Origin of the sequence: Shewanella profunda, from assembly GCF_023283765.1 — a bacterium.
GTDB classification, from domain to species: domain Bacteria; phylum Pseudomonadota; class Gammaproteobacteria; order Enterobacterales; family Shewanellaceae; genus Shewanella; species Shewanella profunda.
Genome location: NZ_JAKILG010000074.1, coordinates 1 through 13,318 on the forward strand (window position 1 = coordinate 1; position 13,318 = coordinate 13,318).

General features: G+C 45.7%; 12 protein-coding genes, 1 tRNA gene, 1 rRNA gene and 1 pseudogene. 8 read left to right on the forward strand and 7 right to left on the reverse strand.

Going from position 1 to position 13,318, the window contains the following annotated elements:
- From rrf to L2744_RS20670, 4 genes are all read left to right on the forward strand, one after another.
- A 5S ribosomal RNA gene (gene rrf, locus L2744_RS20655) occupies nt 1–95 on the forward strand; the annotation flags it as partial.
- Between the two features lie 36 nt (nt 96–131).
- Nucleotides 132–208, forward strand: a tRNA-Asp gene (locus tag L2744_RS20660).
- Nucleotides 209–434: 226 nt separating this feature from the next.
- Nucleotides 435–689 (forward strand): YkgJ family cysteine cluster protein, encoded by a 255-nt coding sequence (locus L2744_RS20665; RefSeq protein WP_248993644.1) that lies wholly within the window; start codon nt 435–437, stop codon nt 687–689.
- Nucleotides 690–711: 22 nt separating this feature from the next.
- Complete coding sequence (locus tag L2744_RS20670; RefSeq protein ID WP_248993645.1) at nt 712–1,167, forward strand: Rrf2 family transcriptional regulator; 456 nt, start codon at nt 712–714, stop codon at nt 1,165–1,167.
- Here the strand turns inward: L2744_RS20670 and L2744_RS20675 are convergent.
- From L2744_RS20675 to gpmM, 4 genes are read right to left on the reverse strand one after another with little or no spacing between them, the layout of a single operon-like run.
- Nucleotides 1,142–1,897, reverse strand: coding sequence for a divergent polysaccharide deacetylase family protein (locus L2744_RS20675; protein WP_248993646.1), 756 nt, complete (start codon nt 1,895–1,897; stop codon nt 1,142–1,144). The genes L2744_RS20670 and L2744_RS20675 overlap by 26 nt on opposite strands.
- A gap of 12 nt (nt 1,898–1,909) precedes the next feature.
- Nucleotides 1,910–3,115 carry a S41 family peptidase gene (locus L2744_RS20680; RefSeq protein WP_248993647.1) on the reverse strand — a complete coding sequence of 402 codons (1,206 nt, stop codon included), beginning with the start codon at nt 3,113–3,115 and terminating at the stop codon, nt 1,910–1,912.
- Between the two features lie 29 nt (nt 3,116–3,144).
- On the reverse strand, nt 3,145–4,278 hold the full coding sequence (locus L2744_RS20685) for a murein hydrolase activator EnvC family protein (protein WP_248993648.1): 1,134 nt from the start codon (nt 4,276–4,278) through the stop codon (nt 3,145–3,147).
- A 10-nt stretch (nt 4,279–4,288) separates the two neighbouring features.
- The gene (gene gpmM / locus L2744_RS20690) at nt 4,289–5,833 is read right to left on the reverse strand and encodes a 2,3-bisphosphoglycerate-independent phosphoglycerate mutase (RefSeq protein ID WP_248993649.1); all 1,545 of its coding nucleotides are present in this window, start codon (nt 5,831–5,833) and stop codon (nt 4,289–4,291) included.
- 266 nt (nt 5,834–6,099) lie between these two features.
- Here gpmM and L2744_RS20695 point away from each other — a divergent pair, with 266 nt between their 5' ends.
- The 4 genes from L2744_RS20695 (at nt 6,100) to L2744_RS20710 (ending at nt 9,669) form a co-directional block, all read left to right on the forward strand.
- On the forward strand, nt 6,100–6,534 hold the full coding sequence (locus L2744_RS20695; RefSeq protein ID WP_248993650.1) for a rhodanese-like domain-containing protein: 435 nt from the start codon (nt 6,100–6,102) through the stop codon (nt 6,532–6,534).
- A 261-nt stretch (nt 6,535–6,795) separates the two neighbouring features.
- The gene (secB, locus tag L2744_RS20700; protein ID WP_248993651.1) at nt 6,796–7,281 is read left to right on the forward strand and encodes a protein-export chaperone SecB; all 486 of its coding nucleotides are present in this window, start codon (nt 6,796–6,798) and stop codon (nt 7,279–7,281) included.
- 4 nt (nt 7,282–7,285) lie between these two features.
- A complete protein-coding gene (gpsA, locus tag L2744_RS20705; RefSeq protein ID WP_248993652.1) occupies nt 7,286–8,302 on the forward strand; it encodes an NAD(P)H-dependent glycerol-3-phosphate dehydrogenase in 1,017 nt (338 codons plus the stop codon).
- A gap of 182 nt (nt 8,303–8,484) precedes the next feature.
- Nucleotides 8,485–9,669, forward strand: coding sequence for a BaiN/RdsA family NAD(P)/FAD-dependent oxidoreductase (locus L2744_RS20710; protein ID WP_248993653.1), 1,185 nt, complete (start codon nt 8,485–8,487; stop codon nt 9,667–9,669).
- Between the two features lie 204 nt (nt 9,670–9,873).
- On the opposite strand, the gene L2744_RS20715 is transcribed toward L2744_RS20710, so the two are convergent.
- From L2744_RS20715 to L2744_RS20730, 3 genes and pseudogenes are all read right to left on the reverse strand, one after another.
- Nucleotides 9,874–10,146: a hypothetical protein gene (locus L2744_RS20715; RefSeq protein ID WP_248993654.1), complete on the reverse strand. Its 273-nt coding sequence runs from the start codon at nt 10,144–10,146 to the stop codon at nt 9,874–9,876.
- A gap of 140 nt (nt 10,147–10,286) precedes the next feature.
- Nucleotides 10,287–11,758: pseudogene (gene ltrA / locus L2744_RS20720) on the reverse strand (group II intron reverse transcriptase/maturase).
- A gap of 673 nt (nt 11,759–12,431) precedes the next feature.
- On the reverse strand, nt 12,432–13,318 hold an 887-nt coding region (locus L2744_RS20730), incomplete at its 5' end, for an integron integrase (protein WP_248993657.1).

Genomic DNA, 13,318 nt, shown 5'->3' on the forward strand with positions numbered 1-13,318 from the left:
GAACCACCTGATCCCATCCCGAACTCAGAAGTGAAACGCAAACGCGCCGATGGTAGTGTGGGGTCTCCCCATGTGAGAGTAGGTCATCGCCAAGCGCCTAATTTAGGTTAACGTGTAGACGTTAAGCTAAAGGAGCGGTAGTTCAGTTGGTTAGAATACCGGCCTGTCACGCCGGGGGTCGCGGGTTCGAGTCCCGTCCGCTCCGCCAACATTAAGAGATAAGCCTCATCGAAAGATGAGGCTTTTTTCGTTTTGGTTTTATAAATCTACAATCTTTCATCTAGGATTTTGTAGTATGTTCATTTGAGTTTATTAGCATAGTTTCTTTCACTAATAGAATAGCTCTTGTGCGCGACTTGGCAGTATTGAGCTGTGACACTGATCTCGGACAAATTAAGCGGTATAATCCCTTATGTCTTTCATGAGTAACGAAAATGAATTGTCGTCTTGGCTGTGGTGCTTGCTGTATTGCACCTTCAATTAGCAGCGTTATTCCGGGTATGCCTAATGGCAAGGCCGCGGGTGAGCGCTGTGTACAGTTAAGTGATGATAATTTATGTTTGATTTTCGGCTCGCCAGCTCGTCCCGCCGTTTGTAGTGATTTTGATGCATCTCTGGATGTATGTGGTTATACAAATGAAGAGGCGTTTTGGTTAATTACTAACCTTGAATCTCAGACTTCTCATTAGGTTTATCGCTGACAGGTGAATTATGCAGTTAACACGCTATACCGATTTTGGTGTTCGCACACTTATGTATTTGGCTGTTCAGCCCGATAGGACGACGCTGTTTAGAATTGCTGAAATTACCCAGGTATTTGATTTATCACCTAATCATGTTTCTAAAATTGTGCATCATCTAGGTAAGTTGGGATATTTAGAAACTATTCGGGGAAAAATGGGTGGCTTTCGCCTCGGTAAGCCTGCGAGCGAGATCAATTTAGGTCAGGTAGTTCGAGTACTTGAAAATTCATTGGCGCCTATTGACTGTAGTAAACCCTACTGTCGATTCACACCTGCCTGTAAGCTTAAAGGCGTCTTAGCGCACGCGGTTGAAGCCTATTTAAATGTTCTTGATCAATATAGTCTGCAGGACATAGTTAGTAATCGGGATGAATTGTTAGTCTTGCTGCCAGATCTGTCTATCTCCGTTCTGCAGTTGGATTAGTTTTATTTGCCTGAGCGATATCGATAGGCAATAAATCTGAGACTGGCACGAGTTCGATTCCCTCAGCGTTGAGCTGTGGTAAATTTGCTTTTAAGAAGTGCATAGTTTCTGGATAAGGGTGGGCTATTACCACTAAGCTTCCTTGAATATGTGCATGACTAATCATTAGAGTAAATTGCTTTTCAAGTGCTTGTTTGCTTATGTTGTTATCGAGAAAGAGTTGGCGTTTCAACGTTGGGACACCTAGTTGATCTGCTTTCTCTCCCGCTTTAGAAAACTTTGTCGTCATACTATCCACGAAATACAGTTGATGCTGTTTTAGGCTCTGCATAACCCAAAGCATGGGTGAATCGAGCTGTGTTAATAAACTCCCCATATGGTTATTCGCACCCTTAGCAAAGGGGATATTAGCGATAGCGCTCAAGACACTTGCACGGATCTGTGCTTCATTCATGCCGTTGGTTAAGCCTCCAGAGCCTAATGCTCTACCGTTAAGCGCCTGCATAGGTAAATGCAACATAATTTCGTGTCCTTTACTATGGCCAGCCTTTGCGAGTTTTTGACCTAAAGGTGTATGAGGTAATACTGATAGGGTCACAGTGCTAGGAAGCGACAATACAGCTTCATCTGTTTGACGATAGCCTATGTCATCGATAATCAGCGCAATTTTAGCCGCGTAAGATGGGGCAACATATAGGGCCAATAGAATAAAGGTATAAAATAAACGCACTGTTTCTGCTTATTAGTCATGGTGTTGTATCCAAGCTATAGCAGAGTTGACTATATGGTCTTGGGCAACATCGGTCTGTGCTGAAATGGCATCGATTATAGCCACATTCTCTTTGCTGGAGCTAGTTTCTGAGCTAACTTTCACATCGGGTATTATGCCAATCTCGTGGATATTTCCGCCTTTTGGCGTGTTGTATTGGGCTATTGTAAGTTTAACAGCGTTGCCATCGTTTAGTATTGGGATCAAACTTTGGACTGTACCCTTACCAAAACTGGTTTCACCTAATAGCTTAGCGCGGCCATTTTCCTGCAATGCGGCAGCAAGCACTTCGGCAGCAGAGGCTGAACCTTTGTTGATCAATACTAATATTGGCACTTTGTTGAACATCGCTTGAGGGGAGGCATAGTAGTCTGAATTCGCATCAAAAAATCGCCCAGAAGTTGAGACGATACGACCCTTCGCGAGGAAGATATCCGCAATTTTTATTGCTTGGTCGAGTAGCCCTCCGGGATTATTACGCAGATCGAGAATAAGCCCCGTCAACTCTGTGCTTTGCCATTGGCTAAGTGAATGCAACACATCTTTAGTGGAGTTTTCTTGAAAGCTACTGAGTCTAATGTAGCCAATATTACCTTTTAATAGTGTGCTACTAACGGATTGCATAGTGATAATGCTAGGTTTGAGTGAAACCTCAAACTCTGCACTATCGTTGTGGTGTTTTAGCGTTAAATCAATCGGTTGATTACGTAGACTATGCTGTTTTATTTCCGTGAGGATATCGGATAGATTCGCTTCAGTTGATAGGGTGTTATTCAGTTTGATTATAGTGTCCCCTGCTTTTATGCCTGCTCTTTCGGCGGGAGAATTAGCGAAGGGAGCTATTATGCTGATCTGATTTTTATCGCTGGCAACTTCAAACCCAAAACCAAAGTATTCACCTCGGTTGGCGTCTTTTAAATCGAGCAACTCTTGATGATTTAAAAAGCTGGAGTAAGGATCTAAATGTTCAAAAATCCCTTTGATTGCCGCTTGGACTAACTCTTCCTTTGGGATGGTTTTAACATAATAAGTTTCAACTGTTTCAAGTACATCCTGTAGCAGTGGATAGTTGAAATCATTTGAATAAGATTTTGCGTTCTCTTTACTGGATAGGCTAATAGACAGGCCTAATACTAGGCCTAATCCAATACAACCGATGTCGCGGAACATATGTTTCATAGCCGTCCCCTATTGTTAGGGCAGCCATACTAGCGACAGTATTTCGCTGGATCGACGGCTTGCCCTTTATGCCTTATTTCAAAGTATAGGCCAGGCTCGGTTTGTCCACCCGAACGTCCGACTAAAGCAATTGCTTCACCACTTTTGACCATCTCACCAGGGCTTTTTAGTAGTGTTTGTGCGTGGCCGTAAAGACTCATATAACCCTTACCATGGTCGATGACCATCACCATACCAAAGCCCTTTAACCAATCGGCGTAGATGACTTTTCCACCTGAAACTGCTTGGATATTTTGTCCTTCAGGTGCCGATAGCATAATGCCTTTCCACACCACTTGGCCGGATCGTCGGCTGCCAAAGCTGGCGCTGACTCGGCCTTTGGTTGGCCATTTTAGTTTGCCACCTTGTTTGCCAAAACCTTCCATTGAGGGGCTGTCTTTCATGGCGCGTAGTGCTTGTTCGACAACGCGTTTTAAGCTGGCCTCTTCAATTTGCAGTTGCTCAAGTTCTGCGCCCTTAGTATTGAGGGTGCGTTGCAATTCATTGAGGGTAAGTTGGCGTTGATTTTGTTCCTGACTTAAGCGCTTAGATTGAACTTGTTGTTCTGCCATCAGTTTAGTTAACTGTTGCTGCTTACTTACTTGCGAAGTCTTAATTTCATCAAGCTCGGTGAGAGTCTGTTTTAACTCGTTGATCGACTTCATCCGTGCTTTGTTCAGATATTGATAATAAGCCAGCATTCGCTCAATAGTCGCGGGGCTTTGTTGACTGAGCATCATCTTAGTGTAATCGTGATTGCCTGCGAGATATGCGCTAGAAAGCTGTTTTGATAGCGTTTTTTGCTGACTGATCCTCAGCGTTTCTAACTCATCTTGACGCTGTTTTAGCTCTGCGAGTTTATTGTCTATTTGCGTCAAACTATTTTTGGTGCTGTTAACTTTTTTGGCCGCCGAGGCGATGGCTTCTTCATCACTTCGCAGCAATGAAAGTAATTTTTCCCGTTGTTTACTGGTACTTTTAAGTGCGCTTTGTTGTTGGTTTATTTGCGCTTGGATTGATTTCAACTCGGACTGACGCTTCTGTAAATCAGAAGCGTTGACCGAGAAAGATAACATCATAAAGCCAGCAATAATGCTGGCTTTTACACGGAGTCGAGTACTCACTAGGTAACAATTACTCTTTAATGTGGATTAAGGGTTTCCCCGTCATCTCTGCAGGAATGGCTTCGCCGATCAATTGCAAGATGGTCGGAGCGACATCGCTGAGTTTACCACCTTTATCTATAGTCGCATCGCGTCCCACAAAGATAAAAGGCACGAGTTCACTCGTGTGCGCTGTATGGGCTTGACCTGTGGTTTCGTCAGTCATTTGCTCTGCGTTACCGTGGTCTGCGGTAATAATACATTCACCACCGACTTTAGCCAACGCTTCGACAACGCGGCCGATACAAGCATCAACGGCTTCACAGGCTTTCACTGCGGCATCGAAGTTACCCGTGTGGCCAACCATATCGCCATTGGGATAGTTACAGATGATCACATCGTATTTCGTTGATTCAATTGCCGCGACTAACTTATCAGTCAGCTCGGCTGAACTCATCTCAGGCTGTAGATCGTAAGTTGCCACTTTAGGTGAGTTGATTAGGATGCGATCTTCACCCTCAAATGGCTCTTCTTTACCACCGTTAAAGAAGAAAGTGACATGGGCATACTTTTCAGTTTCAGAGATGCGTAGCTGAGTACGACCTTGTTTCTGCAGCACTTCACCTAAGGTATTCACTAAGTTTTCAGATGGGTAAGCGATAGGTGCTGTGATATCGCCAGCGTACTCAGTCAAAGTGACAAAGTGCATTTTAGGCACAACTGCGCGTTCGAAACCATCGAAGTCTGGGTGAATAAAGCTACGGGTGATTTGGCGGGCGCGGTCGGCGCGGAAGTTCATAAATATTAGCGCGTCGCCATCCTGTAGTGTTGCTACTTTACCATCGACATCGGTAATGGCTGATGAAGACACAAACTCGTCGTTTTCATCACGGGCATATGCGGCTTCTAACGCCGTCACAGCGTTATCGTATTGGAACTTGGCCTTGCCTTGGGTGATTAAATCATAGGCTTGGGATACACGATCCCAACGGTTATCACGGTCCATTGCAAAGTAACGGCCTATGATTGATGCGACACGGCCATGGCCTAATGTAGTAAACAGATCATCAAAATGACTCAAGCTGCCCTTAGCGCTACGGGGTGGAGTGTCACGACCATCTAAGAAGGCGTGCAAATACACTTTGGTTGCACCGCGTGCAACGGCCATGCGGCACATGGCTTCGATATGCTCTTCATGGCTATGTACACCACCCGCGGAAAGCAGGCCCATAATATGTACAGCGCCACCAGCTTTAATTGCTGAATCAACTGCATCACACAGGGCTGGGTTTTTCTCAAACTCATGGTCGCGAATTGCTTTACTGATGCGAGTAAGTTCTTGATAAACAATGCGGCCAGAGCCTAAATTGATATGCCCTACTTCAGAGTTCCCCATCTGACCATCGGGCAAACCTACATCTAAGCCTGAGCCAGAAATCAAATCGTGGGGATATTGTGCGTTGATACGGTCGAGCACTGGTGTATTTGCGTGAAAAATCGCATTCATATGCGTGTTTTCACGATAGCCCCAGCCATCGAGGATCAACAGCGCGATCGGACGTTTAGTTGTCGTCATGGTGATACCTTTAAGTTTTAAAGAAGCGGTAGAAATCTGAAATTGGTTAAATATTACTACGTAAGTAGGGTACGAAAAAGCGCTTTACCTAGATTAAGGTCATCGAATCGCTAATTAGGCAGAATATTGGCGAATGGTTAGATAATCGCTTTGCTACAAGGCTCAAACTGTGTTCTCGAACTGTGACTAAACTGCTGCAATCTGCCAAGGCAATGGGTATACTCTGTGCCCTTATCGAATTTTCGCCATTTATACGGGCTGTAATCATGCAAGAATATATCGAATTTTTTAAAGCTAACTCTATGTTAAGTCTGGCTTGGGTGGGATTATTTGTTGTGCTCGTGATCAGTGTGATCAAATCGAGCTTTTCGAAAATCAAAAGTATTAGTCACCAAGAGTTAACCATTATGGTGAACAGACAGGATGCAAAAGTCGTTGATGTGCGTTCAAGCGATGAGTTCCGTAAGGGCCATATTGTTGATGCACTTAACGTTACGCTCGCGGATATCAAAAATAATCAGACTTCTGCCCTTGAAAAGTTTAAAGCCAGTCCCATTATACTTGTATGCAATGCTGGCATGACCTCGTCTCAAGCGGCTCAGCTTTTAAGCAAACAGGGTTTTGAAAATCTGTATAACTTAAAAGGTGGTATGGGTGAATGGCAGGCAGCAAATATGCCTGTTTCAAAAAGCAAAAGATAAGTTGTCGGCGGCAGTTATGATTTGTGCTGCAAAGGCCATTTTGACCGTGCAGCAATTAGAGTCATCATTGTTTAGCATACTGATCCTGCGGTCGCTAAGGGCTTAAATTAAAGTTTTTAGACTCGTTAGAAAGATGCGCTCTAGTAAACATTGGGATGGCACTGGGATATTGGCCTTAAGTCGCAAAGCCCGAGCTAAATAGACATATAAGTCAGCCTTCACGAAAAGCTGGCATAACATTGATAGGATAGGTAGGAAATTATGGCTGAAGTAGCAAACAACGAACAACAAGCCCCACAATTCAACATCCAACGTGTTTACACTAAAGATGTGTCTTTTGAAACGCCTAACAGCCCAGCTGTATTCCAAAAAGAATGGAACCCAGAAGTTAAGTTAGATTTAGACACGCGCAGCGCTAAATTAGCCGATGATGTGTATGAAGTGGTTCTATCTTTAACTGTAACTGCACAAAATGAAGGCGAGACTGCTTTCCTATGTGAAGTTCAGCAAGCGGGCATCTTCTCTATCGCTGGTTTAACTGAGCCACAATTGGCACACTCATTAGGTGCATACTGCCCTAACATCCTGTTCCCATATGCTCGCGAAGCTGTGGGTAGCTTAGTTGGCCGTGGTACTTTCCCACAACTAAACCTAGCACCAGTGAACTTTGATGCCCTGTTCGCACAATACGTGCAACAACGTCAAGCTGCTGCGACTGCGCCAGCTACCGAAGAAGCAAACGCTTAATTACATGAAAAACTCTGCCGACATCACGGTATTAGGGGCGGGCTCATATGGCTCCGCCCTTGCCATTTCTTTAGCTAGTAATGGTCATAAGACCTTGTTATGGGGACACGATCCTGTCCACATGCAAACGCTCGCTCAAGACAAGTGCAATCAAGCATTTTTACCTGGTATTGCGTTTCCTGAATGTTTACAGATCGAAGCCGATTTAGCGAAAGCCTTAGCCGCCAGTAACAATGTGTTAGTGGTCGTGCCAAGCCATGTGTTTGGCACAGTGCTTAAGCAAGCTAAACCTTTACTGCGTAGCGATGCCCGCATTGTATGGGCAACCAAAGGGCTCGAACCTGAGACGGGACGCTTGTTGCAAGATGTGGCCCGTGATGTATTAGGTGAGCAATATCCGCTAGCGGTATTATCTGGGCCGACCTTTGCCAAAGAACTCGCCATGGGTTTACCTACGGCGATTTCGGTCGCGGGAACCTGCCCGCAGTTTACTGAAGATTTAGTAGAACTGCTGCACAGCCCGAAACGCTTACGGGTTTACGCTAATGACGACTTTACTGGTCTGCAACTTGGCGGCGCGGTGAAGAACGTGATCGCGATTGGCGCGGGTATGTCCGACGGTATCGGCTTTGGTGCCAATGCTAGAACGGCCTTGATCACCCGTGGTTTAGTCGAATTAACGCGTTTAGGCGAAGCCTTAGGTGCCAATGCGGCCACCTTTATGGGAATGGCGGGGTTAGGTGACCTAGTGTTGACCTGTACCGACAACCAATCCCGTAACCGTCGTTTCGGTTTAGCCCTAGGTAAAGGTTGTGATGTGATGACAGCACAGGCTGAAATCGGCCAAGTAGTTGAAGGTTATCGCAATACCAAAGAAGTGTTTACGCTTGCGAAACGCCTTGGGGTTGAAATGCCGATCACTGAGCAGATTTACCAAGTCTTGTATCAAGGCAAAGCGCCAGTCGATGCTGCTAAAGAGCTGCTCAGTAGAGAGAAGAAATCAGAAACGCCTACGCAATAAACCGCGAGCCGTGATGATGCTGTAATGCCGAATAAGTGAAAGGGTGCTAAAATAGCGCCCTTTTTTGTGCCTAGCGTTTGCTCCGTTTAGCTGTTGTATGACTTGCTTGCTAAAGGCTAGCGAGTCATCAAATTGCCCGTTGGCAGCCAATACTAATCAATTTATCTGTGTGGAGTCATAGCGTGAAACATCATGATGTCATTATTATCGGAGCCGGCGCCGCGGGATTGATGTGTGCAGCGACCGCGGGTTACCGGGGCCGTGATGTACTTGTACTCGACAATGCCAAGCAAGCCGGGCGTAAAATCCTCATCAGCGGCGGCGGGCGTTGTAACTTCACCAACCTTAAAGTCGAGCCCGCTAACTTCCTCTGTGGTAATCCCCACTTTGTTAAGTCGGCACTCGCGCGTTATCCGTCGCAGCAGTTTATTGAATTGGTCGAGCGCCATGGTATTGAATACCACGAACGTGATCACGGCCAACTGTTTTGCAATGACTCGGCCAAAGAGATAGTCACTATGTTATTGACCGAGTGTGAATGGGCGGGCGTGACGATTAAGCTGCGCACCGATATTCTGGCCGTTAAAAAGACGGAGGCAGGGCGCTTTGAGCTCAACACCTCTAACGGCGAACTGAGCTGTGACTCACTCGTTATCGCCACCGGTGGCTTATCCATGCCAAAACTCGGCGCCACGCCCTATGGTTATCAACTAGCCGAGCAATTTGGCCTCAAAGTATTGCCGACCCACGCAGGCTTAGTACCTTTTACCTGGCACAGCGAAGATAAAATTCGCTTCGAACCTTTGTCGGGCATCGCTGTACCGAGCCGCATTAGCGCCAAAGACGGCACTGCGTTCAGCGAAGCGCTGCTATTCACTCACCGTGGCTTATCTGGCCCTGCCATTTTGCAGATTTCCAACTATTGGAAAGCGGGCGAGACCATAGAAATCGATCTATTGCCGAATATGGATTTGGCGCAATTGCTAGAGCAACAGCTCGCCACGCATCCTAAACAAAGCCTTCGCAATACCCTCAGCCAATGGCTGCCTAAGCGTTTGGTCGAAGTGTTATTCGATGAAGCCCTGTTAAACAAAGCGCTAAATCAACTGGTGCACGCCGAGCGCGCAAAACTTGTGGATGATATACACCGCTGGACAGTATTAATGAATGGCACCGAAGGCTATCGCACCGCCGAAGTGACGTTAGGCGGCGTGGATACCCATGAACTCTCCTCTAAAACCATGGAAGCCAGCAAAGTGCCTGGACTCTACTTTATCGGTGAAGTCATGGACGTAAGTGGTTGGTTAGGCGGGTTTAATTTCCAATGGGCATGGGCATCCGGCGTGGCTGCAGGACAAGCGGTTTAGTCTCTAACTTGCAAGAGTAATGAGTTTAAAACCCTGACTGTTTGAACTCATCAAAGCCAATCTTCTAGCTAAATCAGCAAGGCGGCTGAATCGTATATTGCGTTATATACATTGCCACAGCTTCCCAGTGACACGCCGCCCTTTTATTTCACAAGAAGTAGCCCTATAGGCTCGACAGCAAAATCTGCTGTATATGGCTCTTGATTACAAGAATCGAATGTTGCGATCACATGGATGTGAATGAGCAACCATGCCGCCAACGGTCACTGTTGCAACAGTGGCAATCTTAACGACCATTGAACTGTTCATCTGGCTAAAAGATATTGCCCCAAAACTAGATAAGTTTGTCGTCAGGTGTACAGGATGAATTGTCATTGTTTCCCCTGTGACACGCCATAAACTCATCCCTGAGGGCTCGACGGCGGCATCCATGCCGCCAACGGTCACAGTTGCCACAATGCCAATCTTTACGACCATTGAACTGTTCATCTGGCTAAAAGCTTTTTGTCGGGTGGACGACACTTGTTACCAAGTGCCGTCTCCCTAAGAACCGTACGTGCAACTTTCACTGCATACGGCTCAAGCCTCCACAAAAGCATCGTTTGATACCCAGCAACTTATAAAGCAGTCAGAGCAGGTTCGTTCCAAGAGTTGCGAGCTAGCCTTTTGGACTTTCTCTTCGCCAAGTATTCTTGGTATTGAGGGTCAAATGGGGTTGCTGAACTTCGGATTTTCACATGTCTCTCGATAGGCACTTTGGCTATTTGGAAGAGATTGAACTGGCAATCCATACCCAAGAGCTTCTGCCAACCGTGAAATTGCCACCGGCCTTTTCGATTGACGAAGTATTTAAGGGCTATCCAAGTTTTAGATTTGGTTGGATGACGCCTTTTGGCCCAGTGCCATAACGCATGGAATAGCTTGTGGCTTACATATCCGAACACCTGTTTCGCGACGCAGTGTCGATAGTAATTCGACCACCCCCTAAGTTTCGGATTTATCAGTTTGATAAGATCGTTCACGGGTAGGGTTACGTGCTTTTTGATGAGTTCACGCAGATTACTTAAGAACATCAGCGTATTGGATTTACTCGGTTTAATGAGCAGTTTCCCTTTGTACTTCCTATGGTTAAAACCTAAGAAGTCAAAGCCATCGTTGATGTGAGTGATATGCGTTTTCTCTTCGGATAGTGTTAAGCCTCTTTCTGCTAAGAAGTCAGTAATCAACGGTTTGATATCGTTCTCCAGCACTTCCTTTGAAGCGCAAGTGACGACGAAATCGTCGGCGTACCCAATAAAGTTGGCTCTAGCCCCCTTTTTGAGGGCGGTGGATTTTATGTGCTGCTCAAGACCTGCAAGAGTCATTAACATCAAGGTGGGAGATATGATCCCGCCTTGCGGTATGCCCTCATCGGTACGATAAAACAGCCCTTTATCCATAAAGCCAGACTTTAACCATTGTTCCAACATCCGCTTATCTACGGCGATGTTATCAAGAAGCCATTGATGACCGATCTTGTCAAAACAGGCTTTGATATCACCTTCGAGTACCCATTGGGCTGATTTCTTTAGAGCCAAACACTTAAAGCACTGATCGACAGCATCAGCAGTGCTGCGGTTTGGTCTAAACCCATAGCTGTTAGGGTCGGCAAGTGTTTCTGACACGGGCTCGAGTGCAAGAAGGTGGAGTGCTTGTTGCGCTCTGTCTACATGCAGGGGATACCGAGAGGTCTGAGCTTGCCGTTTTTCTTAGGGATGTAGATACGCTTGAGCGGCTTGGCTATGTATGCCTTTCTGCTCAATTGATTGACGGCTTTCATGCGGCGTGCATCTGTGTTCCAGATGATGCCGTCTATTCCAGGCGTTTTACTGCCTTTGTTTTTCGACACTCGTTTAACAGCAAGGAGTTTTGCTGAGCGAGAGTGAGTCAGTATCCATTGCAGGGCTTTCACCTTGCCTTGTTTACCTTCTCTTGTTGCCTTTGCGATACGCATCTGAAGCTTTAATACATGCGACTCAACGGATTTCCAGTCGATTGACTGCCATTGAGCACTGTCAGGAGAGGCACTAATCTCTTTTGAAATCATCATTTGCGTTTCTCCTTGGATAAAGTCCTTCGAATTCTCTCGCAACGGGAGACCAGTCGGAAGTGGGCACACTTTCGTGCTCAGACATGAGTCTGTATCTGCATCATTACAACGCAGCCTTTGCTTTTTCCGACCTCCTATACCTGCATCACTATCGGCTATGTTGGCTTTCCCAGAGGGAGTGATACAGGCTTACCGTGTTCCGTATGTTACGCAATGTCAGGTTAGATGCCCGCTATGGTGCGGAGAGTACAATGATCACGAAAGAGCATGGGACAATCTCTTTCCGACTCTCGTGCCTTTTGGCTACAGCGTGTTAACCACTTCCGCTGTTTCATCGCATAACGCACCTTACGCGGATTCACTTACATTCATCATACTGACTACCTAGCACTCACCCGATTTGTGGTTATCAGGAGGATCATCCCCTCGCGGTTCATATCCCGATTGGTCAAAGACCAATCTTCGTTACATTGTCAGAGCCGCTACTTTATTCAGGCTCCTAGGTTCATCTGGTGATACAGAAGGTTCACTCGTTAAGCGGTGAACAGCGCTTCATACGACTTCACGTCGCACGCCCCATTGCGCGTTATCGGGGCTACTGACAATTAACTCTACAAGCTGTAAGTAGACCAAATTTTAGTAATGCTTCTGAGTTTCGAAAGGACTCTGACATTTATAATGTGTCTAACGGGCTAGTTGTCCCCGCAAAATGTTGGCCAAGTACATGTGTATAGATTTGTGTGGTACTAACGTCATTGTGGCCCAGTAACTCTTGAACACTTCTTATATCACGACCAGCTTGAAGTAAATGGGTTGCGAAGCTATGCCTAAACGTATGGCAGGTGACGCGTTTATTCATTTGAATATTACGCACGGCATTCCCGAGCGCTTTACGAATAACACTTTGATGTAAATGATGCCTGCAAAGTGTTCCTGTATAAGGATTGATACAGGTTGTGCTGGAAGGGAAAATAAACATCCACCCGTGTTGCCTAAACGCATTGGGATACTTACGTTCTAATGCATTTGGCAGAGATGGACCTATCCCTTGCTGGTTATCATTCTGTTGAATTTTAATAACCTTTTCAATATATGTAGTTAGCTTTTCTGCGCATCTATGGCTGAGGATGGTTTGCCTATCTTTATGTCCTTTACCGTCTCTAACGGTCAGCGAAGCGCTCTCAATATCAATATCTTGGATACGTAACCTGAGGCATTCTGAAACTCTTAGTCCACTACCATAGAGTAGTTCTATTATTAGCCTATCGCGGCCATCAAGTTCATTTAGTACTAGTGAGATTTCTGATGGGGATAACACTGTCGGTAAATGTCTCTGTTTAGTGGCATAGCAAAAACCTAAATCCCCAAGCTCATGGTGCAAATGCTTCTGATACAAATAGGCTACTGCGTTAAGTGCAATTTTTTGTGTGTTGATGGCTACATTTAGTTGATTGGCAAGGAAGGTTAAAAATTGTGTAACTTCTTCCGTTCCCATTGTTTCAGGGTGACGCTTGTCGTGAAAGTTAATAAAGGCCTTGATCCAATAGAGATAGGTTTTTT

Excerpts from the sequence above, each read along its gene's own strand:
- L2744_RS20665 (WP_248993644.1), top strand. The coding sequence starts at position 435 with ATGAATTGTCGTCTTGGCTGTGGTGCTTGCTGTATTGCACCTTCAATT.
- L2744_RS20670 (WP_248993645.1), top strand. The coding sequence starts at position 712 with ATGCAGTTAACACGCTATACCGATTTTGGTGTTCGCACACTTATGTAT.
- L2744_RS20680 (WP_248993647.1), bottom strand. The coding sequence starts at position 3,115 with ATGAAACATATGTTCCGCGACATCGGTTGTATTGGATTAGGCCTAGTA.
- gpmM (WP_248993649.1), bottom strand. The coding sequence starts at position 5,833 with ATGACGACAACTAAACGTCCGATCGCGCTGTTGATCCTCGATGGCTGG.
- L2744_RS20695 (WP_248993650.1), top strand. The coding sequence starts at position 6,100 with ATGCAAGAATATATCGAATTTTTTAAAGCTAACTCTATGTTAAGTCTG.
- secB (WP_248993651.1), top strand. The coding sequence starts at position 6,796 with ATGGCTGAAGTAGCAAACAACGAACAACAAGCCCCACAATTCAACATC.
- gpsA (WP_248993652.1), top strand. The coding sequence starts at position 7,286 with ATGAAAAACTCTGCCGACATCACGGTATTAGGGGCGGGCTCATATGGC.
- L2744_RS20715 (WP_248993654.1), bottom strand. The coding sequence starts at position 10,146 with ATGGTCGTAAAGATTGGCATTGTGGCAACTGTGACCGTTGGCGGCATG.